A 24,405-nucleotide genomic window follows, 5' to 3' on the forward strand; every position below is an offset into this window, starting at 1 on the left:
TGCGGTTTAATTAAATGTACAAACTAAGTATAATGAAAAAGGATGAACTTTGATTATGCGTTTATTATTTAATAAAAATTGTTGAAAAGAGGTATATTTATGAAAAAAATCATCACAGTATTAGCTTCTGCAGCAGTGATTTTGGCTGGTTGTAGTGGCTCTAACAGCGAGTCTAAAGGCAAAACTTTAGATGTAGAGTTACCTTTAAAAACGACATCTATCGCACCATATGAAACGGATGTGCCTGTGAAAATAGGTGCTGCAGAATCATTGTTTAAAGCGACATCTGATGGCAAAGTTCAAAAGTTGTTAGTTAAATCTTATGATCAAACATCACCGACTCAATTAGATTTAACATTAAAAGATAATATTAAATTCCAAAACGGCAAAAAGGTGACAGGCGAAGCGGTTAAAGCTAGTTTGGAGGAAAGTATTCAAAAAAGTGATTTAGTCAAAGGTTCACTACCAATCAAAGATATCAAAGTGAATGGACAAAAGTTGCAAATCACCACTAAATCCGCATATCCTGAGCTCATTTCAGAATTAGCTAGCCCATTCTCAGCTATTTATGATACTAAAGCTAAAGGAGATATCAATAAAACCCCTGTAGGCACTGGTCCATATCAAATCAAAGATTATAAACAATCACAGAAAATTCAATTGGACCGAAATAAAGATTATTGGCAAGGCAAACCTAAACTAGACCACGTCAATGTTACATATCAAGAAGACGGCAATGCCCGCACGAGTGATTTAGATTCTGGAAAAGCAGATGTTATTACAGATGTACCAGTTGAAAAAGTTAAATCATTAAAAGAGAGTGATAAGACAAAAATTTCATCTGTCTCTGGTTTTAGAACTGGATTATTATTATATAATCACACGAGTGACAAAATGACAAAGCAGGTTCGTGAAGCCTTAGATAAAGTCATTGATCGCAAGCGTATTACAGATAATGTTTCAAAAGGTTATGCAACACCAGCAACTGGACCGTTCAACAATAAACTCGACTTTATAGAAAATAAAGATGTGCAAAAACAAGATATTGCGCAAGCTAAGAAAATAATGAAAGATGCTGGATACAGTGAAGCACACCCATTAAAGCTGACGATATCTACGTATAATGGTCGTCCCGAATTACCTAAAATTGCACAAGTGATTCAGTCAGATGCTAAAAAGGCAAATATTGATATCAAATTACGCAATGTGGATGACATACAGGGGTATTTAAAAGATAAAGAACAATGGGACGCCTCACTTTACAGCTTCGGTACAATCCCTAGAGGAGATACAGGTTATTTCTTTAACCAAGCTTATAAACCAAAAGGTGCAATTAATGCAGGGGGTTATGATAATCATAAGGTCGCAGCATTAATAGATGAGTTAAATAAAACAGTGGATAAAGAAGAACGAAATCGCATTACCAATCAAATCATTGATATTACAAATGATGACATCGCAAACAGTTATATTTCTTACAATGACAATATTGTTGGAATGAATAAGGATGTAGAAAATTTAACTTCAACACCAGAAGGTATTTACCTTATTGATTATAAGGTTGATAAAAAAGAATGATATTAAAACAGATACTTTCTAGAATTGGACAAATGATCATTGTATTGTTTGTCCTTTCTACTATTACTTTTATATTAATGAAACTTACACCCGGAGACCCAGTTGACAAGGTTTTGCACTTAGATGTAGCGAATGTTTCGAGTGATCAAATTGAAGCTACGAAAGAGCGATTAGGGCTTAATCAATCCCCGATAATGCAATATTTTCAATGGTTAGGTCAAATAATACAATTGAACTTTGGTACCAGTTATCAAACTGGTGAACCTGTGATTAAGGAATTGATTTTCTATACACCTCCAACCTTAACGATTGCAATATTAACGATAGTTATCGTATTTCTAGTTGCCATTCCTTTGGGTATGTTAGCAGCTAAGCGTTATCATACTTGGGTAGATACATGGATAAGAATACTGACTTCATTTACAGTAAGTGTGCCTTCCTTCTTTTTAGGAACGATATTAATTTATATATTTGCACAACGATTAAATATACTTCCTTCATCAGGTTTAGATTCCATTGCTGGTTATATATTACCTGTCATTGCATTGAGTGTTGGAATGAGTGCATATTATGTAAGATTGATGCGTTCGACTTTAGTTGAATTGTATCAATCTAAAGAAGTTGAAGCGGCTAGATTAAGAGGGATGTCAGAACAATATATATTATGGAAAGATTTATTTAAGCCAGCTATTATTCCCGTGATTACTGTATTAGGAATGTCTGTTGGGAGTTTAATTGGTGGTACGGTAGTGATTGAAAATTTATTTGGTATACCGGGCCTAGGTCACTTTCTTGTGGATAGTATTAGAGCGAGGGACTATCCGGTAGTACAAGGTGCCGTTATCATGATTGGATGCTTTGTGGTGTTAGCCAATACGATTAGTGATTTGTTACTTTTATGGATCGATCCTAAACGTCGTTTTAATAAAATCAATGATACATTAAAACGCCACGGTCAGGATGGTGATATGGAATGAAAGACATGAATAAAAGCAGTTTTATCTTTTACGTGTTTGGTATATACGTATTGTTGCTCATCATTGCTCAATTTTTTATTTCAACAGATAGTGCTTTGGAGGTACATTTGAATCATACACTAGAGCTTCCTAGTAGTTCACATTGGCTAGGTACAGATGATTATGGTCGCGATTTACTAGCAAGAGTAATCATAGGTGCTAGATATACATTAATCATCAGTTTAATCACATTGTTAATTACTGTAATAATCGGTGTACCATTGGGGCTTTTAGCAGGTTATAAAAAAGGCTTTGTTGATACTGTAATTATGCGTGTTATTGACATAGGATTAAGTATTCCAGAGTTTGTGTTAATGATTGCTATGGCAAGTTTCTTTAAACCTAGTATTTGGAATTTAGTGATAGCAATTACGATTATAAAATGGATGACATACACGCGACTGACACGTTCGATTGTAAGTAGTGAAATAGGGAAACCATATATTCAAATGGCTAAACTATTTAATGTACCAACACATCGTATTATTATTAAACATTTTTTCCCACAAGTGATGCCATCTGTGATTGTTTTAATGACCGTAGACTTTGGGAAGATTATACTTTATATTTCTTCACTCTCATTTCTAGGTTTAGGTGCACAGCCACCTTCACCAGAGTGGGGGGCAATGTTAAATGCAGGTAGAGATTATATCAGTTCATATCCTTTACTATTGATTGTACCAGCATTTCTAATCACATTAACTATTTTATTGTTTAATTTAACTGGTGATGCATTGAGAGATAAACTTTTAAAAAGAAAGCGTGATGTAGATGGCTAATAGTAACCTTTTAGCAATAGCGAACTTAACCATCACAGATAACAGCGGACAAAGACTTGTAGATCAACTTGATTTAGCATTACGAAAAAGTAAAGTGAATGTTTTGGTGGGTGAAAGCGGTTCTGGAAAAAGTTTAACTGCAAAAGCACTTGTGCAACAAGTTCCTAATATGCTAACCACACATTTTGATTCACTAGTTTACAAAGGGCAATCCATCACAGGTGTGCGTAATTTACTAGGAAAAGAAATTGGATTTATATCTCAGGATTATACACATAGTTTTAATGATCATACAAAATTAGGTAAGCAATTACTTGCGATTTATAAAATGCATTATAAGGTAGACAAAACAACGGCTAAAAAGTTTGTAAAACAAGCACTTAAATGGGTGGATTTAGATCCAGAAACAGTGATGCCGCGTTATAGATTTAACTTGTCAGGAGGTCAACTTGCAAGGGTGCAAATCGCCAGTGTTTTAATGTTAAAGCCAAGTGTTATTATCGCTGATGAACCTACAGCATCATTAGATGCAATCACTGGCTATAATGTGATGCATTTAATCAAGCACTTAGCGGAAGTCCATAAGGTGACTTTATTGATGATTACACATAATCTATCTCATGTGCTCGATTTTAGTGACTGGATTAGTGTTATTCAACATGGTAAGGTCATAGACTTTAACCATGTACAAGCATTTAAAGAGGGGAATGTAAAACCATATAGTCTTAAATTATTTGATGCGCGTAGTCAGTTAAGGAAGGATGGCATAAATGATTAAGTTGAAACAGGTTAACTTTGCTTATAAAAATGCGCCCATTTTAAAAAATATTAACTTAACTATATCTCCAAATGAAAAACTAGGTATTGTTGGTGAAAGCGGTTCTGGTAAGACGACCTTGGCTCATATCATGCTAGGATTATTAACTGATTACCAAGGTTATTATTCAACACAAGGATTAAGTATGCTTCCAATATTCCAACATGCATATGACAGCTTTAATCCCAAATTCAAAATACAAACCGCGCTTGAAGAGCCATTACGATATTACAAAGGTTCACAATCAACATCAGATATTCGCTCAAACCTAAAATATTTAATGTCATACATGCAGTTAGAAGAAGCATTATTACAAAAATTTCCAGACGAGTTAAGTGGTGGTCAGTTACAACGATTTAACACCATACGCACGTTAATGCTAGAACCTGATATGTTAATCTGTGATGAAATAACAGCGAGCTTAGATGTCATCGCTGAACAAAGAATGATAAAAGTTTTGAAAGATTACTGTGATCAAACAAACAACGGCATCATTATGATTTCTCATGATATCGCATTTTTAAATCAATTTGTTGAGCGTATTGTTGTTATGAAAGATGGAGAAATTGTCGATGATTTTATGATTACTAATTTATTTTCTGAAGATCGCCATCATTATACGAAAGCGCTACTTTCTCTATATTAAGCTGGGCAATAATTAAAGTACAATCAACAAATTTTTGTGGTTTGCTCAATATAAATGAAGTATAATATATAATTAAGCTCAGTTTAAATTGTAATTATATGAAAAGGGGATATTTAGAAATGAAAAAATTATTATTACCATTACTTGCACTTATTTTGGTATTAGCAGCATGTGGTAATCAATCAAATAATGAATCATCCAAAAGTAAGAAAGAAACAAAGACGTATGTTCAAGATTCAGGGGATAAAGTGAAAATTCCTAAAAAACCTAAACGCATTGTCGTACTGGGGGCTACTTATGCAGGTGGCTTAAAACAACTTGATGGGAACATAGTAGGTGTAGCTAACATCGTGAATGATAGCAAAGTGTTAAAAGATAAATTTAAAGATGTCAAAAAAGTAGATGCAGAGAATGTGGAAAGTGTCGCAAAATTAAAACCAGATTTAATTATTACTTACAATACAGATAAAAATTTAAAAAAATTAAATAAAGTTGCTCCTACAATTGCTTTTGATTATTTGAAACATGATTACAAAGAGCAACACCAAGAATTAGGGAAAATTATAGGTAAGGAAAAACAAGCGAATGCATGGATTGATAAGTGGGATAAAAAAACAAAAAATGATGGTAAAACAATAAAAGAAGCTATTGGTGAAAACACAACAGTTTCAATTATTAAAGATTTTGATAAAAAAGTGTATGCACTCGGTAAGACATACGGTCATGGTAGTGAAGTGTTGTATGATGCATTTGGCTTAAAAATGCCAGAGAATGTTGAAAAAGCTACTAAGAAAAATGATTTAGCTGATATCTCTGAAGAGGAAATTCCAGATATGGCGGGTGATTACGTGGTTACACCTGTCGCTAAAGGAACTAAATTATCTTTTGAAAATAAAGATCTATGGAAAAGTACCGAGGCTGTCAAAAATGGACATACAATTAAAGTAGACGAGGGTATTTATTGGCTAAATGATCCTTACTCTTTAGAATATGAACGTAAAGATTTGAAAGATCAATTATTGAAAAAGCAATAAATATAAACCGGATTAATTTTATAAATTAAAACCATTTTAGTTACTATTAACAGTTTAAACACTAATAGAATTGAACTTATTTTATTAGTAGTTGTTGTTAGTACACTAAAATGGTTTTTGTATTATGCTCAATGATAAATAATGTCCTAATTATATAGGGTTGATGAAAGCATATATAATTTTTAAAATGTTTTAAAATGAATGTAGGCAAATGGTTTAGAAAATAACAAAATGATTAGCTGTATATAGTAAGGGTTGTGAGTATCTAGTCTTTAACTCGATATTTTTATCCTTTAAACTAGAAAGAAAATGCTAAAATGTTGAGTATATTGAATGATATAGATTGCCAAATTTATTGTTGAAGCCAAGTATTTATATAGGTAGTGTTAGACAAAACCCAGAAGCTAGAATTAATATTTTTTGTACAACATCATTTAAAAATTAATTAATGAACTAAAGAAACTTTCAAATGTATGGTTAGTGGGGAGATATATCATGAAAAAAGAACAAAAAGTGGATAACTGGATTAAAATGACGAAATATATACATTATATTGAAGCGATGATCGAGAGGAAATTGAAAGAACAATACCATCTAAGTATTAAAGAGTTTTATGTATTATATGAAATTTATAAGTCAAAAAATAAAAAATACAAGATCAATGATTTGATAAAAGTGGTTGATTTAAGTCAAAGTGCGATGTCTAGACTTATTGTAAGGATGGAAAATACAGAGACTGCGCTTGTATATAGACAAGAGTGTGTAGAAGATCAACGAGCCATGTATATTTACTTAACTAGTAATGGAGAAAAAGTAACCCAAAAAGCACTTCATACTTACGACCAATTATTAAAGCAAGTGAATTTAAAGAGTATTAGAACACTAGCAAAAATGGATGATAGTGATTAATGTTTGTCGTATGAAATAAAAATTTTAAAACTTTACGCTATTGAAATGTAAAAATGATTAAGTCATGCGTTCTAATGTATTTTATGTTTTACTATAAGTGTGTAATACATTGAAAAATTTGAAAAGGGAGAGAATGCTGATGGAAATTAACGCTGCATGGCTCAATTTACCAGTACAAGATTTGGAAGCAAGTGAAAAATTTTATGATACGATTGGGTTTACAATCAAAAAACATAAAGACATGATGAATAAAATGCGAGGTATTCAAACGAAAGATGGCCAAATCATTATGCTGATAGAAAAAGAACAATTTGAAAATGTTTCTAGACTTTCATCTATAGGTAGTAATGAAGCATTAGTATCACTTTCAGTTTCAACAAAACCTGAAGTTGATACGTTGGTTTCATTGGTTGAACAGGCAGGTGGAAAAGTACTCGAAACAGGCACAGAACATGAAGGGTATTATGGGGCGTTATTTAGTGATATAGATGGCCATTTGTTCAATGTTATTGTAATGTAATGACTTACAAGACAATCTCATCTTTGAATGATTTGTACAGGAATGGAAGGTGTAACATTTGATAAAAGCAATAGCGGTAGATAAAGATGGTACTTTTTTTAAATCTGATAATACCTTTGATGAAGCTTATTTCAATAAAATTTTTAAGAGCATGATGGACAGGGATATGAAATTTATCATTGCTAGTGGAAACCAATATGCGCAATTGCGTTCGTTTTTTCCTGACAAAGATCAGCAGATAGCATATATAGCCGAAAATGGTGCAGTGACGTATCAAAATAACAAGTTAGAAGCGGCTGAATATTTTGATCAACAATTGGTTTTTGACGTTTTGAATTTGATCATTAATCATTATCATATTGAAGATATTGTGTTAAGTGGAGTTAAAACGGCTTATGTATTAGAAAGTGTGAGTAACGACTTTTTATCATTTTTATATAAATATTATTTTAATATAACAAAAGTTACAGACTTTAACACAATTAATCAAGATAAATTTGTTAAAATTGCGCTTAGAATTAAAGACCCACAATTTTTAGATGAAGTGATGAGAGGCTTGACTGAACAATACGGAGAAGAAATAAAGCCAGTAACGAGTGGAAATGATAGTCTAGATTTAATATTACCTAAAGTGAATAAAGGTGTGGCGATTAAAACACTTTTAGATAAATGGAAGATTCAACCTCATGAATTGATGGCTTTTGGAGATGCAAATAATGATATAGAAATGTTAGCTATGACGCCAAATAGTTATGCAATGGCTGAATGTAGTCCAGAAGTGGCTGAAGTCGCAAATTACAAAGCACCATCTAATGATGAATCAGGTGTGTTGCAAGTCATTGAACGATATTTAAAACAAGCTAACAATATGACAAACTAAAGCAACGACAAAAAACTCATTATTCCATTACGACATATCCTTACAAGAGATTTGTTAACAGAATAATGAGTTTTATTAATGGTGTAACATTATTTTATAATAAGTACAGGAATATTTGCGCTATTAGCGATTTTATGAGTAACATTACCTAGTACATTTTTTATGTCTGGTTTGGCACGTTTATTACTCATAACGACGATATCATAGTTGTTTTCTTCGATTTCATTTAATATTTCTTGTTTAATGTAGCCAGAACGAAACTTCACTTGGATTTTTAAGCCGAGTGATTCTAGTTTTTCTACAAAAGGTGATATCTCTTTGCCTTTTTCTTCAGCTAATTCTTCAAAATGTTTGCCATCATAGCGAACTGAGGTTTGTAAATCACCTTCAGGTATCACGTTGAAAATAGTGATTTTTGCATTATCAACACCAGTAGTTAAATTTTGTAATTCTTGAGGAACATTATTAAAAGAATTATCAAAGTCATATGCTAATAATATATTTTTATACATTTTAGCGCCTCCTTCAGTAATTATTTACCCTATATAATAAAAAATTATCATAATTTCACTATTAATATTTTACAATAAATAATTCGATTAGAAAAACTAAAATATTTTACACATCTAATCCTATGATATCACTGACATGATTGTATCCATTGTTTTGCAAATATTGTACGAGTTGTTTGTTCATCTTTTTAGTTAATCCGGGGCCTTCAAATACGAGAGAACTATAAATTTGCACCAATGATGCACCATGACGTAACATTTTGATGACATCATTCACTGTGAAAATACCGCCCGTACCAATGATCAAAAACTGCCCCTGCGTTTCCCTATATGCTTGTGCAATAAGTTTTAAATTACGTTCGAATAAAGGTTTACCACTTAACCCACCAGTTTCTTTTTGATTAATGGAGTGTAACTGTTCGCGTTTTTGCGTAGTGTTAGCTAAAATGATGCCATCAAACGTTTGTGTGATAGGTTTAAGCATTTGTGATAAACCTTCTGGACTAAGATCAGATGTTAATTTAATAAAAATAGGTACATCTAGTTCATGCTGGATTTTGTAATTTTGTATAGCAGAACATAATTGAGAAAATTCATTTTTATCATGAAAACTTTGCAAGTTTTCCGTGTTAGGCGAACTGATATTAACAGTGAAAAATGTAACGTCATTTTTAAATGTGTCGATGACTTTTATATAATCTTGATAACGTGATTCATATGGTGTTGTTTTATTTACACCTACATTTATACCAATAGGTGTATGGTAACTAAATTTTCTTAAGTTGCTCAATGCTTTGTTCATACCTAAATTGTTGAATCCCATACGATTGATCAGAGCATGGTCCTCTACTAAACGATACATGCGTGGTTTAGCATTGCCAGGTTGTGGTTTAGGTGTTATTCCACCTAATTCTAAAGCACCAAAACCTACTTTATCTAATGCTTTAGGAACTTCACAAGATTTATCAAATCCTGCAGCTAATCCAATTGGATTTTCAAAATGTATCCCTTTCATATTTTGCGATAATATCGGATGTTGATAATGAAATAATTTTTCAAGTATCGGCAACAATTTAGTATGCTTTTGTGGGATTTTAAGAGCATTTATCGTCATGCCATGTGCCTTTTCAGGGTCTAATTGAAATAATATAGGTTTAATTAACTTGTACATGTTGTCATCGCTCCATTTGTTTAAATTAGTAGTAGATGAAATGATTTGTCTTTAATAGACTAGCATTTTAGCATTCATATGCCTAGTGTAAATAAGTAATGTTAATACAACCTTCAAATTATCGGGGAAGACATTGATTTTGATTAAATTTTATATTAAACGGTAATAGTATAATTGTGTGATGGAATGATGGAGGGATAATATTATGAAAACACAATGGCAATCACAATTACCATTAGACAACATACGGTCTATCGTACCAGTAAGTGGTGGAGACGTTAACGAAGCATATAGAGTAGAAACATCTCAATCACCATATTTTTTATTAGTACAGCGTCAGAGAAGTAAAGATTTTTTTGCTGCAGAAGTCGCTGGGCTCAATTTGTTTGAGAAATCTGGCATCACTGCGCCAATCGTTATTGATAGTGGTGAAATCGATGGTGATGCCTATCTGTTGCTAAGCTTTTTAAATGAAGGAACACAAGGAAGCCAAGCCGAGCTTGGATCCTTGGTGGCTAAAATGCATCAACAACAGCAGCCAGATGGTAAGTTTGGCTTTGATTTACCATATGAAGGTGGTGATGTATCGTTTAATAATAATTGGTCAGACAGTTGGATGACTATATTTGTTGAACGACGTTTAGATCATTTAAAAGATAGATTGGTAAATCAAGGTCTATGGATAGAGGATGATGTACAAACTTATCATAAAGTGAGAGAAAAAATTGTAAGTTCATTAAGGAATCATACGAGTAAACCATCATTATTGCACGGTGATTTATGGGGTGGTAACTATATGTTCTTAGAAAATGGACAACCTGCATTGTTTGATCCGGCGCCACTATATGGTGATAGAGAGTTTGATTTAGGTATAACCACTGTGTTCGGTGGTTTTACTCAAGCTTTTTATGATGCTTATAATAAGCATTATCCTTTAAGTAAAGGTGCGAATCAGCGATTAGAATTTTATCGTTTATATTTATTAATGGTGCATTTATTAAAATTTGGAAGTATGTATGCAGGCAGTGTAGATCGCTCCATGGAAAACATATTAAATGGTTAAACATGATAAAGATGATTTTCTATTGTTATAAAGTGATGTGGCACATTGTATTCACGATGAATATACAATTTTTAAAAATGAAATAGACGGTAATAGCCATTTAGAATGATGAGATTAGTATAAAATTAAATATGATGAACTGAATCATTAGTATATTTCAATCTAATTGATATAAAGAAAACCCGTTAAGCATTTGCTGCTTGACGGGTTTCTTATTAATCTAAATTTAGCGTGCCCATTTCTTCACGCAATTTATAAACTTTATCAGGCGTAACATCTTCACCTAAAGGATCCACAACTTTTAAAGTAGAAAATGTGTTAACGACTTGGCCACGAATCATTTGAAGATATTCTTGTCTTAATACTTGCTGTTCTTGTTTTTCTTCTACAGTCAAAGGCTGTACTTTTTCTTTATTTGCTAATTGGTTAATTCTATCTAGTAGTTTCATAAATTTTGTCCTCCTGTAAATGTCGAGGTGGAAAGTGTGGGATTATTTCATTGCCGACCTCTGTTAATATATCTTTATAAGTTCTGTCGTTGGTTATAAACTGCAACATGATATGATTGGTTCCGATGCGTTCGTACGCTTTTAGGATGTTTAACAAAGTGTTTCTTCCTAAGCGATAACCACCTTTAACTGGTTTTACAAGTTCATTTGGATTCGCTGATAAATCAATGACTAAAGGATGCATAAATGGTTTGAATGTTTCATTTTGATGCCATTGCTGTAATAATGCCTTTTGTTGTTGGAATGGTTGAGGATAAAATAGCCACCCATCCAAATGCGTTTTTAACCAATCTATATGCTGTTTGGCGTATCCTGTTGCGAAAATTGGAATATGCTTATGCTTTGGTAATACTTGTAGACCAGAATCTTCATACAGTTCAAATAAATGATTTGACGTTTGTGGTGATGATGATTGCCATAGTTCTTTTAAAGATGATACAGCTGATTGAAAATGTTGACTTAGCTCATTCGGATTGATTTTAAAAGTTGGAAATTCAAATTGCCGATCTCCAGTAGCAATCCCTAATAATAATCGCTCGTTTGATATTAAATCAAGAGAAGCAGATGCTTTAGCTATATGCACAGGATGACGTAATGTTGCAACAATACTAGATGTTCCGAGAGCGATTTTGGATGTGTTGGCAGCGATAAAAGTTAAAAATACAAACGGATCGTAGTTTGTCGTTACATTACCAAGATGCGGACTATATAAAGGACTATCTCGCACAAATAAGCTTGTGAATCCAAGTCTTTCAGCATATTGAACTAATGCTATTTGTTGATCAAACGGCAATGCGATATTTTCAGAATCGTCAAAGGGTAACATTAATCCTAAGGTTAAATGTTCCTGTTGAAAAGTTCGTTTGAAACCATTGTGTGTTTGAATTGTTGTCACGTCTATCCCTCCTCTTCAATCATATTAAACAACGATTGTAAACTAAGAAACATCTGTTGTTTAGATTGATTATATGTCACGACTTATTATAATGCAAACAACATGTTTATAGATTCATTGTGTAAACAACAACGTGAGCAATATGTTGTTTAAGTTATTTAGTTAATGTCTCAATAATTGTTGAATTTGTGAATGAATATTAACGATTTATAAAATCATAATGAAACATTAATGATTATTGATTAAAATCTTAAAATTCTGTAAATTTAAAAAGTAATATCTTTTAAATAGGAGGTACTTTTGTTGAAAAATATTTTAGTTAGCATCGTTATAGGTGTTCTATTATTTTTATCAAGCGCTATCAATGATGAGACGCAAGCACAAACGCAAAATGGAACTTTGCCAGATTCACAACAGAGTAATGAACACAACCAAATAGGTACTGCCACGCCAAGGGTAATGCTACCAGGTGAAAATAGACATCAAATTAAAAATACTCGAACGAGTCATTACCAATCAATTGGCTACATAGAAAAAGGAGAAATGATTGCTACCGGTGTGGTTATTGGTAAAAATACAGTGCTGACGAATAAACATGTAGCGGATAACAATAATGCAAATCTGTCGTTTGCGCCCGCTGCTGAAAATGAAAATAGTTTTCCGTACGGTACTTTTAAGGCAAAAGAAGTGATAGCATATCCTGGTGATGCTGACTTAGTAGTTATTCATTTTAATAAAAACAGTGAAGGACAATCGGTTGGTGATGTTGTGACACCTGCCACTATTGGAGAATCTACCACTGTGTCGAGCAATGAGCCAATAACAGTTACTGGTTATCCAGGTGACAAACCCTTAGCAACGATGTGGGAAAGTTCCGGTAAAGTCAAAAGTAATAATGATAACATATTGACGTATAGTGCTAGCACATTTGGTGGGAATTCAGGCTCACCTGTCTTTAATGATAATAATGAACTAATCGGCCTACATTACGGGGGAGTGGAAGGAGAAAGCAATAATGCAGTGGCGATAACAGGTGAAGTATTAGAATTTATCAAGAAACACAATGTTTAAACAATTGTTGTACTCAAATATATTATCCCCCTCGTGAAATAAAGTTATGATAACTGATGGTTTAACGAGGGGGTGAATGTTTACAGAACAACTATTTTCATTGTCTAAACTCATTGTATGTGAATTATTTTTGTTTTGAAAGTTGTGATGTAATGAAGGGTAATGACTTGTTGATATACGTTTCAGCAGGCAATTTACTTGAATGAAACCAATGTTTGGCAATGCCGTATAACCCCCATGAAAGAAAACGTGCACTTGTAGCAAGCGTTTCTCTATCTATATCTTTGTGCTCATCAGACATTAATTTTAAAAAAATATCTTCTAATTCTTCTTTAATTCTTTTTTCGACAATTTCACCATATGCTTCACTGTTTAGACGGCACTCTTCGTGCGTATCTTGAATATAGCTAGTGATTGTAATAAAACATTGACACAATGCATTTTCATTTAATTCTGCAACCATACTGAGTGATTGATTTAAATTTTTTAAGATTGTTTCAGACAATGTATAATCCATAATGTCATATTTATCGTAAAAATGAGCATAAAAAGTAGCGCGATTGACAGTAGCACGTTCGGTGATATCTTTAACTGTAATCGATACTAACTTTTTTTCTTTTGCAATTTCACGAAAAGCATCCATTAATAATTTCTTTGTTCTTATAATACGGGGATCTATATGAGTATGATTCAATTGATTACACCTCTATATTTGTTATTAGCATCAGACAAATTATCTTGCTTTACGCACAAGTTGTCAATAAACATAACTGACTATAACATTATTTTATTTCTATTTTACGATTATTTATTTTACTATTTAAAAAACAATAGATAATGATACCAAATGTGATGATCATAATACCAACGATACTCAATATATTTGGTAACGCTAAACCTAAAAGTAACATTTCACCAATTAATGTAAAAACGATTTCCATCGCTTGTGTTGCTTCAACTGCAGCTAACTTAGTTTGATTGTGTTTTACCATATTTGTAGCATAGAAGAATAATGTTGTTGCGATAATACCAGAGAAAATTGCAACTAAGAAAGTTTGCATGATTTGATTTGAAGATGGCGGTCCTTGCCTAGCCAATCCAATGAGAAAGATGAGCAACCATAATGGTAAGGTGACTAAGGTCATACCATAAATCCGTTCAATCGTATTTAAGTCATTGCCAACAAGCACCATCATTTTACGATTGCCTAATGGATAACAAAATGCCGCAACGATTAACGGTAAAACCGATAATAAAAATATATGCAAGTCTATATTTGAAATGTGTGGTATTTGTACAATAATAACACCTAGAATCATAATGCTCGATGTAATTAACGGGCGCCATGCGATTCGTTCTCGCACTTTAATTGTAGCTGTATCTTGTTGTATGTATGTGTAGAAAAAAGGAGCAGTGAGAAGGCCGCAAATAATAGTTAATTGCCATGTTGCAGAAATAAGCCAGCCCGGGCTATAATTTGATACAAAAGTTATAGGCACATAGAAAAAGACAAAGGCAAGAGAACTCCACAATAGCCACGCGAAAAAATGTTGTTTAATATGCAACAGAACAACATGATGGCGGGTTTTATGCTTCCCAATAACCATTATTAATAAAAACGGAAACATAAAAATAAAACGTAGTGACGCACTAAAAAGCCAACTTCCGCCGTCGTTAGACATTGCATGGTTTAATATGAATGTAATAGAAAAAAAGAAAGCAGCTAATATACCAATTAAAATTGCTCGCATTTAAGACCACCTCAAGTTGTTTAATGATACTAACTTACCAGTTTTTTTAATTACAGCAAACATAATTCGTACAAATAAGATGATATTTTATAAAAATAAGTGAATTTTCGGAAAAATAAAAAGCGGATGCAATGGAAAAGTAGTATGATAGATTTAACAGTAGTATAAAAAGACAGAGCAATATAATTGAAAGCATGTTGTTGCGATTTAGGTAGTTGTGTTTAATAATAAAATATTAATTTCAAAATGATACTTAGATAAAGTTAGTACAATTTATTTTTATATAGGAAGATTGGAGTGTGTTAAATGACTAAAAAATAATCATGGATTGTGACCCAGGTCATGATGATGCGATAGCATTGATTCTTGCAGGTGCGAAATATAGCACGCTTGATATACTAGCAGTGACCACTGTAGCTGGAAATCAAGCAGTTGAAAAAAACACCAAAAATGCACTTAATGTATTAGAAGTTATGGGAAGACGAGATATCGAAGTATCAGTAGGTGCTTCACGTCCGCTCATAAAACCTGCTTCGTTTGCTTCTGAAATTCACGGAGATTCTGGATTAGATGGACCTAAATTACCAGAAGTACCATCGTTGAAACCAACACAATATCACGCTGCAGATGTAATCATTAAAACATTGAAACAAAGCTCTGACCCTGTAACAATTGTAGCAACGGGGCCGCTTACTAACGTTGCTACCGCATTAATTAAAGATCCTAGTATTGCTCAATACATTGATTCTATTACTATCATGGGGGGCGGTACTTTCGGAAATTGGACACCTACTGCTGAATTTAATATCTGGGTAGATGCAGAAGCTGCTACACGTGTATTTGAAAGTGGTATTAACATTAATGTTTTTGGGCTAGACGTGACACATCAAGTTTTAGCAACAGATGAAGTTATTCAAAGGTTTAGTGCTATTGATAATAAAATATCCAAATTTGTTGTTGAACTACTAAAATTTTTCAAATCTACGTATAAAACGCATTTTAATATGGATGGCGGTCCTATTCATGATGCGTGTACAATTTTATACTTATTGCAGCCAGACTTATTTACCATGCAACAGACACATATCGACATAGAACATCAAAGTTCACTCACTTACGGTACAATGTCAGTCGACTTAAATAATGTTACAAACAAAGAAAAAAATGCATATTTTGCTACATCAGTAGATGTTGAACGCGTTTGGACTTTGATGGAACATATGTTAGAAAGTTATAACGTGTAATTTAAATGAATAGGTATTACTTCATAAATTTTGAAGATATTAATATACATCACTTGTAAGAATGTGCGCGTTAGCATTTCTTAAATTTTATTAAAATAATAGAAAAGCATAGAGCTTAAATATTTGTCACTGAAAATAAACGTCGGTTTCTAGTAAAATAAATTAGAAATTGACGTTTATTTTACATTAATGGTATCAAGAGATTTTCATATCTGAATTCAATGGATATATGTTTACTAAAAGTGTTTTGATATTTTTGTGCCATTCATTTAGTACGAAAGTATGAGAAGATTTTAAGTTGAATAATTAGCAAAATATAGATGAAAGCATTTATTATGATATTAATATCATAATTTAAAAGGTGAATCAGATAGTGAAAAATACATTTAAAATGATACTATTATTAATTATTGTGTTAGTGCCGTTAATACTATTATTAACAAATATAGATACGGTACAACGATATATAAGAGAAAATTTAGTGCAACAAAATGATGGAAATAAAGATGAAAAAGAAACAGATAGAAGTATTTTTAATATTAGTAGAGAGACAGAATCTTTTGGTGATTATGAATATAATGACTTTGATGGTAAACACTATGGCATCGACTATGGTATAGCTAAAAACACACCAGTAACTGCCGCAACAGATGGTAAGGTAACTAGAACTTTTGAAAATGAGTTAGGTGGTAAGGTAGTGCAAATTAGGGAAGAAAATGGTGTATACCATCAATGGTATATGCATTTAAATGAATTTAAAGTGGAACCTGGAGACAAAGTTGAAGCTGGAAAAATCATCGCACTTTCTGGTAATACTGGTTCTCAAACTTCAGGACCGCATCTACATTTCCAAAGAATGAAAGGTGGCGTTGGCAACGATTATGCGGAAAACCCAAGAAAATTTATAGAATCATTGCCAAAAGGTGAAAAAAGTTTGTATAAGCAATAAATGTCTAGAAAATATTTTAGCCTATCACGGCACAATTTACCACATTGAAGGCATAGTTAGGAACTATAAAATTAACTTATTAAGAAGTTGATTTATCTATAACTGAGTCAATAGAATCGTAATTTAATAAATTTCGATGAATTGCTTCCCACAAGTAAAATGCTCTATATGAAGCATATGGATGCCATTGTTTTGCACAGAGAGTGAGCTGTTTTTTTCTTTCTGCGGTTGAGGTTTGATATAGCCATTGTGCAGCTCTCTGTAAACCTACATCAAAAATGGGCAATATATTTTCGCGTTTTAATGTAAAAATTAAAAATATTTCTGATGTCCAACGACCAATCCCTTTGACCTGTGTTAAAACTTGTTTTACAGTTTTATCATCTAATTCATGTAAATTAGCAAAATCCAATTTATTTTGTTCTATATATGCAAGCAAATTTTGAATATAGTTGATTTTAGTTTTTGAAAGACCAATATGTTTCATTTGTGTTTCCTTCAAACTTAAAATCGATTCAAGGGTCCATTGATTGTGTATAGCATCTGAAAATTTTTGGGAAATTGCTGAAGCGGCAGTATTGGTAATTTGCTGTCCAATGATAGAACGAATTAACGATTTTAGCGGATTGGTACGTAGTGTTATTTCTATGTTGCCAATTTGCTTTATAAGTTTTGCAAGTGTCTCATCTTGATTCATAAGTGTTTGTACAACCGGATCATTTATATCAATTTGCCACTGAGTCATCGTACTCACACCTTATTGTAATAATTGTTGCAACACAATTGCTTGGTTATGTTGCTCATCTTTTGCACCATATAGCAAAATGACATCTTGCTTACTGTTAGCAATAATATCTTGCAATTCATTAAAAGCTTCTTGTTGTTCCTCATTTTCACGTAATTCTTTCTCGTATTTTTCTTTAAATGCAGCATAAAGTTGAGGATCGTGATTAAACCATTTTCTTAACTCGGATGTAGGTGCAATATTTTTTAGCCAATGGTCTAAATTGGCCTGATCTTTTGATATACCTCTTGGCCAAACACGGTCTACAAGTACACGAACGCCTTCTTTAAGTGGTTTTTCATAAATGCGTTGTATTTGAATAGTCATAAAATACTCCTTTAATTTGAATTATTTCAATTATTTTTCTATAGCCTAAAATTTAATATTAAAAACATCAGAGGTCTCAGAAGTCATATATTCTACCTTAAAGGGTATAGATAAATACAATGCTGAAAAGGAGATTTTAACTATGACGAATTTTGATCAAGTACAACCACCCGAACAATTTAAATACCGTAGTAATGCAGTGCTTATTAAAAATTATTATGAATTCACTTGTGATAATCGAATATATTTCAGTCAAACAGCACACAAAGATTTAGCAAATCAACATTATAAGTTCGATATTGAAATTTTATCTGAAATAGACGATACCGGATTGGCATTAGATTTTAATGAAGTAGATAAAATATATAATCAAAAAATCGCAACTTATTTGGATGGTCAACTCGTTAATGAAACATTGCCATCAATGAATACAACTGCTGAAAATATTGCCTTTTGGATATGGGAACAATTTGAGCAACACTTGCCAGAGCAAAATACACTACAAAAGCTAGAATTTTTTGAGAATGCAACACAAGGTTTAGTATTGACGCGTGAATTCATGGACGAAAAATAAGGTATGTTAATAACACGGTTTCATCAATAATACGCATGTACTAGAGTATGTTAAATTTTAGCGACAACAAGGTTTAATATCGTTTTGAATAGCAACCAAAGTATATGGATAGACAAGTTCATGCAATAGATATGAATGTCTGTCCGTATTTTGTGTGCAATTTTTGTGATTTGTAAGCATACTGTAGAGTTGGAAAATTTTGAGAATATACTTAACTACATTTTTAATTTGAAATGGAAAATTTTACATAAATAAATATTCTGAAAATTGCGATAATATGGTATATTTTATTTATCACAACATAGGAGGCACACAATGATTAAAGTAAGTCCGAAACAATTTATTAATAATGTATTATCTGGAGTAGCAATTGCAATTGTTGCTGGGCTCATACCTAATGCTATTTTAGGTGAGGTGTTTAAGCTTTTAGCGCCGAAACATGCCATTTTTGAATCTTTACTACAGGTTGTTTTAGGTATTCAATTTACAGTTCCACTATTGGTAGGTGCTTTGATTGCAATGCGCTTTAGTTTAACGCCTTTAGCGACCGCTGTAGTTGCTAGTTCAGCTTTTGTTGGCAGTGGTGTTGCGCAATTTAAAGATGGCGTATGGGTACTTGCTGGAGTAGGAGACTTAATTAATACAATGATTACAGCAGCAATTGCAGTATTTTTTATATTGGTAATTGGTGAACGTTTTGGTAGTCTCACATTGATTATTTTACCAACCATCGTTGGTGTAATTTCAGGTTTGATTGGTTTGACGTTATTACCATACATACAATTAATTACGACTGGTATCGGTAACTTAGTTAATACATTTACAGAATTACAACCTATCATCATGTCAATGCTTATTGCACTTGTCTTTAGTTTCATCATCATTTCACCAATTTCTACAGTGGCTACAGCATTAGCTATTGGTATTAGTGGTTTAGCAGCAGGTTCAGCCTCATTAGGTATCGTAGCATGTGAAGGAGTTCTCGTTGCAGGTACGATGAAAATAAATCGATCAGGTGTACCTATCACAATATTTTTAGGTGGTGTAAAAATGATGATTCCTAATATGGTTCGACATCCTATCATTTTATTACCTATCTTTACCAATGCGCTAATCACTGGTTTTTTTGGTGCATTGCTAGGTATTGCAGGTACCAAAGAATCTGCAGGTTTTGGTATCATTGGACTCGTTGGGCCAATCAGTGCATTTAGACATATGGAAGCGCCGTTACTACTTAATCTATTATATGTATTTATCGCTTTTTTTGTCGTTCCGTTTATGATAGGTTTCTTAATCCATATGTTCTATATGAAAGTTTTGAAATTATATAATAAGGAAGTATTTAAATTTTTAGCATAAAATAAGCAGATATATGCTTGATTAATGTAATATATTGAAAATACGTATAGTTAAAATGTAAGAGAAAACATTAAAAAAGGCCTCAAATCAAAGGTCTTTTTTAATTTTGTACAAAAAAATTTGCAAGTTTGACCCCAATATATAAAAAAAGATATCGAAATATATTATTACAGTTATGTAACAAAACGGTTGTTTGTAATTTTTCAGACAATATAAAAAATGAAGTGGTTCAAGTGAAAATACTTTTTTATGCCAGTATTCATAAATCGTATGAGCAATAATAATTATTTGAGAACGTTGTATAAAATGATTACAAAAGATTGCAATGTTACAAATCAGAATAATTTTTGTAAAGTTTTGTTATGTAAGTGTAATATGTTTGATAAAAATATGTGGTATATTAACTATGGTCAAAAAACAAAACATAAAATTTAAAGAATTTTAGCAAATACGACAAAAAAATTATCGAAAATATATTTTATTAGAAATTAAATTTGGAGGATTTATTTTATTATGAAAAAATCAATTTTAGCTTCATCATTAGCAGTAGCATTAGGCGTAACAGGATATGCAGCAGCATCTGACAACAATCAAGCTCACGCTTCAGAACAAAACATCGACAAAGCACATTTAGCAGAATTAGCATTAAATGATTCAGCTGAATTAAATCAAAAACCATTACACGCTGGTGCGTATAACTATAATTTTGTACTAGATGGTAACGAGTTTACTTTTACATCAGACGGTAATACATGGTCATGGGAATACCATGAAGTTGGTGCACAAGCTTCAACACCTAACACTACACAAGATGTAAGTTCAGAAGTTAGTGTTAATACAAATGAAAAATCTGCAAGTGAAGTACGTTCACAACAATCATATACTGCTCCAGCAGCAGTAGAAGCACCAAAAGCTTCAGCAACTACAAATGTTAGAACAGCACAAACAAGTGCAAAATCTACATCAGTGACTACAAATACGTCAAGTATTGATGCAATTGCTAATCAAATGGCATCGCGTACTGGTGTGTCAGCTGCGCAATGGAAAGGTGTTATTCAACGCGAAAGCGGTGGTAATGCAAATGCTGTTAATGCTTCATCTGGAGCATACGGATTATTCCAACTATTAGGCCATGGCGAACATTCGGGTATGTCTGTTCAAGACCAAATTGATACAGCAGTTGGAGTTTATAAATCACAAGGTTCTGGCGCTTGGGTTGGTTGGTAAGATTCAATCAAAAATTAATGTGATAACTATATAGATAAAGAGTGACTCAAGCGAGTCACTCTTTTTTTATATTGACATGTTAGAATATTCTGATAAAATTAATATTAATTTAATTATAAAGTAACTTATCCAGAGAAGTGGAGGGACTTGACCCGTTGAAACTTCAGCAACAGACTTATCTATTATCATAAGTACTGTGCTACATTCAACAAGTAAAATACTTGATAGATAAGTGTCATGTGAGAGCTATATGTCACTTAAGGGGCATATAGTTTTTTATTTTAAGGAGGACTTTTAATGGTAATATCAGATCGATTATCACAAATTCCGGATAGTTACTTTGGCAAAACGATGGGGCGTAAAATAGAGCCTGGTCCTTTGCCATTGATTAATATGGCAGTAGGTATACCTGATGGTGCAACGCCTAAAGGTATTCTTGATTGTTACGCAGAAGCCATCTATAAACCAGAAAATCAAAAATATGTCGCTTTTCATGGGAAAAAAACATTTAAGCAAGCAATCGTGGATTTTTATAAAAGACAATATGAGGTTGAATTAGATAAGGATGAAGAAGTTTGTATCTTATATGGTACGAAAAACGGCTTAGTCGCTTTGCCTACATGCATCGTTAATCCAGGGGAAAATGTGCTGCTTCCTGATCCAGGTTATACAGATTATTTAGCAGGTGTATTATTGGCAGATGCTAAGCCACAACCACTTGTGTTAAAGCCACCTTATTATTTGCCACAATGGCATACGATAGATAAAGATGTCTTATTGAATACGCGCTTAGTTTATCTAACTTATCCAAATAATCCTACAGGTTCAGTTGCTACAAAAGATGTGTTTGATAAAGCAATTAAACAATTTCAAGGCACAAAAACTAAAATTGTTCATGATTTTGCCTACAGTGCATTTGGTTTTGATTATAAAAATCCAAGTATTTTACAATCAAAGGGTGCTAAAAACTTAGCAATAGAAGTTTTCTCTTTATCAAAAGGATATAATATGTCAGGTTTTAGAGTTGGTTTTGCTGTAGGAAACAAAGATATGATACAAGCATTGAAAAAATATCAAACACATACGCACGCTGGTATGTTTGGTGCACTGCAAGATGCGGCTACCTTTGCTTTAAATCACTATGATGATTTCCTCTTGAGTCAAAATGAAATATTTAAAGTTCGTAGAGATAAGTTCACTGCTAAATTGAATGCAGTGGGAATCCCTTTTGAACCGATGAATGGTGGCATATTTTTATGGTTGAAAACCCCTAAACATTATGATGGTGAAACATTTGAAACGTATTTATTAAAAGAAAAATCCATTTTGGTTGCGCCAGGTGTTCCATTTGGTGAACATGGGCGGCACTATGTACGTATTTCATTAGCAGTGGATGATGATAGCTTAATGGAAGCCGCAGAACGCATTCAATCATTAAAACATTTATATGAAGCAGATTAGGAGTGAAACGATTAATGAAAAGCATTAAACTTTTTGGTGTCAGAGAAGAAGATATCCCTTTTATTAATGAATGGTCAGAAAAAAATCAGGTTTTAGTAGATTTAGATAGTGACATTTTATCTTTGGAAACGGTAGATCGTGTCAAAGGTTTTGATGGGGTGTCATTGTCACAACAAATTGAATTAGATGAAACAGTATATAAAAAATTACATGATTATGGCATTAAGCAAATTGCTCAGAGAAGTGCTGGATTTGATAGTTACAATCTTGAGTTAGCAAAGCAATATGAACTAGTTATAACCAACGTACCTTCATATTCTCCAAATTCAATCGCTGAATATACCGTATCCCAAGCATTAAATTTAATTAGAAATTTTAATGATATACAAAATAAAACTACAACATATGATTTTAGATGGCAACCAAGTATTTTGTCACGTTCTATAAAAGATTTAAAAGTTGCAGTTATTGGTACAGGTCGTATTGGTTCCATTGTTGGTAAAATTTTTGCAGAAGGTTTTGGTTCAGAAGTAGTAGCATATGATATTGAACCTCAAATTTCATGCGAAGCGTATTTGACATATCAGGAAAGCATGAGTGAAGCAATTAAAGACGCGGATATTGTCACTGTACATATCCCAGCGACAAAGGATAATACATATTTGTTTAATGAGACAGTATTTACAGAAATGAAAACTGGTGCCGTGTTTATTAATTGTGCGCGCGGTACGATTGTTGATACAAAAGCGCTTATAGATGCATTGAATAGTGGGAAATTAAAAGGAGCAGCATTAGACACTTATGAAGGTGAGAAAGGCTTATTCCCAAGTGATCAACGCAATACACAATTGGATGATGCAGTATTAGTTGAATTGATAGAGCGACAAGATGTCATTCTATCTCCACATATTGCTTTTTATACAGATGCAGCTGTGAAAAATCTTATTGTGGATGCGCTAGATGCAACATTAGAGGTAATATATACAGGGGATAGTAAACTTCGCGTTAATTAAATAGGTAATATAAAAACAGGGCTAAGACGTTTGATATCGTCTCAGCCCTTATTTTATAAATGTACAGGTTATTTAGCATCATAGCCTTGATCTTCGATAGCATCTTTCATGCTTGTCATTGTAACTTTATTGTCGTCAAAATTGACTTCAACATTACCAGCCTCAAGGTTTACATCAGCTGTTGATACGCCATTTAGATTCGTCAGCGTAGATTCTACTGCATGCTTACAATGATCGCAGCTCATGCCATCAACTTTAATTGTTTCTGTTGCCATAAGAATCACCTCCTTAAATTAAGGATATTTATTATTAGTAT

Annotated in this window: 27 protein-coding genes and 1 riboswitch; of the genes, 18 read left to right on the forward strand and 9 right to left on the reverse strand. The window is 32.7% G+C overall.

What is annotated here, in order from left to right:
- Positions 1–99 precede the first annotated feature (99 nt).
- From nikA to JG554_RS01745, 9 genes are all read left to right on the forward strand, one after another.
- Positions 100–1,578: a nickel ABC transporter substrate-binding protein gene (nikA, locus tag JG554_RS01705; protein ID WP_070037249.1), complete on the forward strand. Its 1,479-nt coding sequence runs from the start codon at positions 100–102 to the stop codon at positions 1,576–1,578.
- Positions 1,575–2,555: a nickel ABC transporter permease gene (nikB, locus tag JG554_RS01710; protein WP_070037252.1), complete on the forward strand. Its 981-nt coding sequence runs from the start codon at positions 1,575–1,577 to the stop codon at positions 2,553–2,555. Before nikA ends, nikB begins: the two co-directional genes overlap by 4 nt.
- A complete protein-coding gene (nikC, locus tag JG554_RS01715; RefSeq protein ID WP_046206697.1) occupies positions 2,552–3,373 on the forward strand; it encodes a nickel transporter permease in 822 nt (273 codons plus the stop codon). Before nikB ends, nikC begins: the two co-directional genes overlap by 4 nt.
- Complete coding sequence (locus tag JG554_RS01720) at positions 3,366–4,151, forward strand: ATP-binding cassette domain-containing protein (RefSeq protein WP_070037255.1); 786 nt, start codon at positions 3,366–3,368, stop codon at positions 4,149–4,151. The genes nikC and JG554_RS01720 overlap by 8 nt, the downstream gene beginning before the upstream one ends.
- Positions 4,144–4,836, forward strand: coding sequence for an ABC transporter ATP-binding protein (locus JG554_RS01725; RefSeq protein ID WP_046206699.1), 693 nt, complete (start codon positions 4,144–4,146; stop codon positions 4,834–4,836). Before JG554_RS01720 ends, JG554_RS01725 begins: the two co-directional genes overlap by 8 nt.
- A 119-nt stretch (positions 4,837–4,955) precedes the next feature.
- Positions 4,956–5,870 (forward strand): ABC transporter substrate-binding protein, encoded by a 915-nt coding sequence (locus JG554_RS01730; protein ID WP_046206700.1) that lies wholly within the window; start codon positions 4,956–4,958, stop codon positions 5,868–5,870.
- 495 nt (positions 5,871–6,365) lie between these two features.
- The gene (locus tag JG554_RS01735; protein ID WP_064209217.1) at positions 6,366–6,779 is read left to right on the forward strand and encodes a MarR family winged helix-turn-helix transcriptional regulator; all 414 of its coding nucleotides are present in this window, start codon (positions 6,366–6,368) and stop codon (positions 6,777–6,779) included.
- A gap of 139 nt (positions 6,780–6,918) precedes the next feature.
- The gene (locus tag JG554_RS01740; protein WP_064209218.1) at positions 6,919–7,299 is read left to right on the forward strand and encodes a VOC family protein; all 381 of its coding nucleotides are present in this window, start codon (positions 6,919–6,921) and stop codon (positions 7,297–7,299) included.
- Between the two features lie 58 nt (positions 7,300–7,357).
- A complete protein-coding gene (locus tag JG554_RS01745) occupies positions 7,358–8,179 on the forward strand; it encodes a Cof-type HAD-IIB family hydrolase (RefSeq protein ID WP_070037258.1) in 822 nt (273 codons plus the stop codon).
- 89 nt (positions 8,180–8,268) lie between these two features.
- On the opposite strand, the gene JG554_RS01750 is transcribed toward JG554_RS01745, so the two are convergent.
- The gene (locus JG554_RS01750) at positions 8,269–8,691 is read right to left on the reverse strand and encodes a universal stress protein (protein ID WP_070037261.1); all 423 of its coding nucleotides are present in this window, start codon (positions 8,689–8,691) and stop codon (positions 8,269–8,271) included.
- Between the two features lie 106 nt (positions 8,692–8,797).
- Positions 8,798–9,862: a quinone-dependent dihydroorotate dehydrogenase gene (locus JG554_RS01755; RefSeq protein WP_064209220.1), complete on the reverse strand. Its 1,065-nt coding sequence runs from the start codon at positions 9,860–9,862 to the stop codon at positions 8,798–8,800.
- A gap of 205 nt (positions 9,863–10,067) precedes the next feature.
- Between JG554_RS01755 and JG554_RS01760 the strand changes: the two genes are divergently transcribed.
- Positions 10,068–10,925 carry a fructosamine kinase family protein gene (locus JG554_RS01760; RefSeq protein ID WP_046206706.1) on the forward strand — a complete coding sequence of 286 codons (858 nt, stop codon included), beginning with the start codon at positions 10,068–10,070 and terminating at the stop codon, positions 10,923–10,925.
- Between the two features lie 215 nt (positions 10,926–11,140).
- On the opposite strand, the gene JG554_RS01765 is transcribed toward JG554_RS01760, so the two are convergent.
- Both JG554_RS01765 and JG554_RS01770 read right to left on the reverse strand, forming a co-directional pair.
- Positions 11,141–11,374 (reverse strand): DUF896 domain-containing protein, encoded by a 234-nt coding sequence (locus tag JG554_RS01765; protein ID WP_046206707.1) that lies wholly within the window; start codon positions 11,372–11,374, stop codon positions 11,141–11,143.
- Positions 11,358–12,329, reverse strand: coding sequence for an LLM class oxidoreductase (locus JG554_RS01770; RefSeq protein WP_046206708.1), 972 nt, complete (start codon positions 12,327–12,329; stop codon positions 11,358–11,360). Before JG554_RS01770 ends, JG554_RS01765 begins: the two co-directional genes overlap by 17 nt.
- A 303-nt stretch (positions 12,330–12,632) precedes the next feature.
- On the opposite strand from JG554_RS01770, the gene JG554_RS01775 reads away from it, so the two are divergent.
- Positions 12,633–13,400 carry a trypsin-like serine peptidase gene (locus JG554_RS01775; protein ID WP_080937841.1) on the forward strand — a complete coding sequence of 256 codons (768 nt, stop codon included), beginning with the start codon at positions 12,633–12,635 and terminating at the stop codon, positions 13,398–13,400.
- A gap of 124 nt (positions 13,401–13,524) precedes the next feature.
- Here JG554_RS01775 and JG554_RS01780 read toward each other — a convergent pair whose 3' ends face one another.
- Positions 13,525–14,094, reverse strand: a complete 570-nt coding sequence (locus tag JG554_RS01780) for a TetR/AcrR family transcriptional regulator (RefSeq protein ID WP_103161494.1) — start codon at positions 14,092–14,094, stop codon at positions 13,525–13,527.
- 88 nt (positions 14,095–14,182) lie between these two features.
- Positions 14,183–15,151, reverse strand: a complete 969-nt coding sequence (locus JG554_RS01785; protein WP_046206710.1) for a DMT family transporter — start codon at positions 15,149–15,151, stop codon at positions 14,183–14,185.
- 323 nt (positions 15,152–15,474) lie between these two features.
- On the opposite strand from JG554_RS01785, the gene JG554_RS01790 reads away from it, so the two are divergent.
- Together JG554_RS01790 and JG554_RS01795 are read left to right on the forward strand one after the other, a co-directional pair.
- Positions 15,475–16,395, forward strand: coding sequence for a nucleoside hydrolase (locus tag JG554_RS01790; protein ID WP_203265351.1), 921 nt, complete (start codon positions 15,475–15,477; stop codon positions 16,393–16,395).
- Between the two features lie 391 nt (positions 16,396–16,786).
- Entirely contained in the window at positions 16,787–17,344 is a 558-nt protein-coding gene (locus tag JG554_RS01795; RefSeq protein WP_226857789.1) for a M23 family metallopeptidase, read from the forward strand.
- Positions 17,345–17,423: 79 nt separating this feature from the next.
- Here the strand turns inward: JG554_RS01795 and JG554_RS01800 are convergent, their stop codons facing one another.
- Together JG554_RS01800 and JG554_RS01805 are read right to left on the reverse strand one after the other, a co-directional pair.
- A complete protein-coding gene (locus tag JG554_RS01800; protein ID WP_203265352.1) occupies positions 17,424–18,089 on the reverse strand; it encodes a DNA-3-methyladenine glycosylase family protein in 666 nt (221 codons plus the stop codon).
- A 12-nt stretch (positions 18,090–18,101) separates the two neighbouring features.
- Positions 18,102–18,455 carry a DUF488 domain-containing protein gene (locus tag JG554_RS01805; protein ID WP_046206713.1) on the reverse strand — a complete coding sequence of 118 codons (354 nt, stop codon included), beginning with the start codon at positions 18,453–18,455 and terminating at the stop codon, positions 18,102–18,104.
- A gap of 142 nt (positions 18,456–18,597) precedes the next feature.
- Here JG554_RS01805 and JG554_RS01810 point away from each other — a divergent pair, with 142 nt between their 5' ends.
- From JG554_RS01810 to JG554_RS01830, 5 genes are all read left to right on the forward strand, one after another.
- Positions 18,598–19,029, forward strand: coding sequence for a 6-pyruvoyl trahydropterin synthase family protein (locus JG554_RS01810; RefSeq protein WP_046206714.1), 432 nt, complete (start codon positions 18,598–18,600; stop codon positions 19,027–19,029).
- A 315-nt stretch (positions 19,030–19,344) separates the two neighbouring features.
- The gene (locus JG554_RS01815; RefSeq protein ID WP_046206715.1) at positions 19,345–20,388 is read left to right on the forward strand and encodes a PTS sugar transporter subunit IIC; all 1,044 of its coding nucleotides are present in this window, start codon (positions 19,345–19,347) and stop codon (positions 20,386–20,388) included.
- 513 nt (positions 20,389–20,901) lie between these two features.
- Positions 20,902–21,615, forward strand: a complete 714-nt coding sequence (locus JG554_RS01820; protein ID WP_107360051.1) for a transglycosylase family protein — start codon at positions 20,902–20,904, stop codon at positions 21,613–21,615.
- 122 nt (positions 21,616–21,737) lie between these two features.
- Positions 21,738–21,850: riboswitch (SAM riboswitch) on the forward strand.
- 62 nt (positions 21,851–21,912) lie between these two features.
- Complete coding sequence (locus JG554_RS01825; RefSeq protein ID WP_070037271.1) at positions 21,913–23,076, forward strand: aminotransferase class I/II-fold pyridoxal phosphate-dependent enzyme; 1,164 nt, start codon at positions 21,913–21,915, stop codon at positions 23,074–23,076.
- 14 nt (positions 23,077–23,090) lie between these two features.
- The gene (locus JG554_RS01830) at positions 23,091–24,089 is read left to right on the forward strand and encodes a D-lactate dehydrogenase (protein ID WP_070037274.1); all 999 of its coding nucleotides are present in this window, start codon (positions 23,091–23,093) and stop codon (positions 24,087–24,089) included.
- A gap of 68 nt (positions 24,090–24,157) precedes the next feature.
- Here the strand turns inward: JG554_RS01830 and copZ are convergent, their stop codons facing one another.
- Positions 24,158–24,364 (reverse strand): copper chaperone CopZ, encoded by a 207-nt coding sequence (copZ, locus tag JG554_RS01835; protein WP_070037277.1) that lies wholly within the window; start codon positions 24,362–24,364, stop codon positions 24,158–24,160.
- Between the last annotated feature and the right edge of the window lie 41 nt (positions 24,365–24,405).

This window comes from Staphylococcus sp. 11-B-312 (assembly GCF_016743055.1).
Lineage (GTDB): Bacteria > Bacillota > Bacilli > Staphylococcales > Staphylococcaceae > Staphylococcus > Staphylococcus ureilyticus.

What these genes read in the sequence shown, in the direction of transcription:
- JG554_RS01810 (WP_046206714.1), top strand. Translation starts at nt 18,598, where the DNA reads ATGACGAATTTTGATCAAGTACAACCACCCGAACAATTTAAATACCGT.
- JG554_RS01720 (WP_070037255.1), top strand. Translation starts at nt 3,366, where the DNA reads ATGGCTAATAGTAACCTTTTAGCAATAGCGAACTTAACCATCACAGAT.
- nikC (WP_046206697.1), top strand. Translation starts at nt 2,552, where the DNA reads ATGAAAGACATGAATAAAAGCAGTTTTATCTTTTACGTGTTTGGTATA.
- JG554_RS01805 (WP_046206713.1), bottom strand. Translation starts at nt 18,455, where the DNA reads ATGACTATTCAAATACAACGCATTTATGAAAAACCACTTAAAGAAGGC.
- JG554_RS01790 (WP_203265351.1), top strand. Translation starts at nt 15,475, where the DNA reads ATGGATTGTGACCCAGGTCATGATGATGCGATAGCATTGATTCTTGCA.
- JG554_RS01725 (WP_046206699.1), top strand. Translation starts at nt 4,144, where the DNA reads ATGATTAAGTTGAAACAGGTTAACTTTGCTTATAAAAATGCGCCCATT.
- JG554_RS01820 (WP_107360051.1), top strand. Translation starts at nt 20,902, where the DNA reads ATGAAAAAATCAATTTTAGCTTCATCATTAGCAGTAGCATTAGGCGTA.
- JG554_RS01825 (WP_070037271.1), top strand. Translation starts at nt 21,913, where the DNA reads ATGGTAATATCAGATCGATTATCACAAATTCCGGATAGTTACTTTGGC.
- nikA (WP_070037249.1), top strand. Translation starts at nt 100, where the DNA reads ATGAAAAAAATCATCACAGTATTAGCTTCTGCAGCAGTGATTTTGGCT.
- JG554_RS01785 (WP_046206710.1), bottom strand. Translation starts at nt 15,151, where the DNA reads ATGCGAGCAATTTTAATTGGTATATTAGCTGCTTTCTTTTTTTCTATT.
- JG554_RS01765 (WP_046206707.1), bottom strand. Translation starts at nt 11,374, where the DNA reads ATGAAACTACTAGATAGAATTAACCAATTAGCAAATAAAGAAAAAGTA.
- JG554_RS01800 (WP_203265352.1), bottom strand. Translation starts at nt 18,089, where the DNA reads ATGACTCAGTGGCAAATTGATATAAATGATCCGGTTGTACAAACACTT.
- JG554_RS01815 (WP_046206715.1), top strand. Translation starts at nt 19,345, where the DNA reads ATGATTAAAGTAAGTCCGAAACAATTTATTAATAATGTATTATCTGGA.
- JG554_RS01735 (WP_064209217.1), top strand. Translation starts at nt 6,366, where the DNA reads ATGAAAAAAGAACAAAAAGTGGATAACTGGATTAAAATGACGAAATAT.
- JG554_RS01740 (WP_064209218.1), top strand. Translation starts at nt 6,919, where the DNA reads ATGGAAATTAACGCTGCATGGCTCAATTTACCAGTACAAGATTTGGAA.
- JG554_RS01755 (WP_064209220.1), bottom strand. Translation starts at nt 9,862, where the DNA reads ATGTACAAGTTAATTAAACCTATATTATTTCAATTAGACCCTGAAAAG.
- JG554_RS01760 (WP_046206706.1), top strand. Translation starts at nt 10,068, where the DNA reads ATGAAAACACAATGGCAATCACAATTACCATTAGACAACATACGGTCT.
- JG554_RS01750 (WP_070037261.1), bottom strand. Translation starts at nt 8,691, where the DNA reads ATGTATAAAAATATATTATTAGCATATGACTTTGATAATTCTTTTAAT.
- JG554_RS01730 (WP_046206700.1), top strand. Translation starts at nt 4,956, where the DNA reads ATGAAAAAATTATTATTACCATTACTTGCACTTATTTTGGTATTAGCA.
- JG554_RS01830 (WP_070037274.1), top strand. Translation starts at nt 23,091, where the DNA reads ATGAAAAGCATTAAACTTTTTGGTGTCAGAGAAGAAGATATCCCTTTT.
- copZ (WP_070037277.1), bottom strand. Translation starts at nt 24,364, where the DNA reads ATGGCAACAGAAACAATTAAAGTTGATGGCATGAGCTGCGATCATTGT.
- nikB (WP_070037252.1), top strand. Translation starts at nt 1,575, where the DNA reads ATGATATTAAAACAGATACTTTCTAGAATTGGACAAATGATCATTGTA.
- JG554_RS01795 (WP_226857789.1), top strand. Translation starts at nt 16,787, where the DNA reads ATGATACTATTATTAATTATTGTGTTAGTGCCGTTAATACTATTATTA.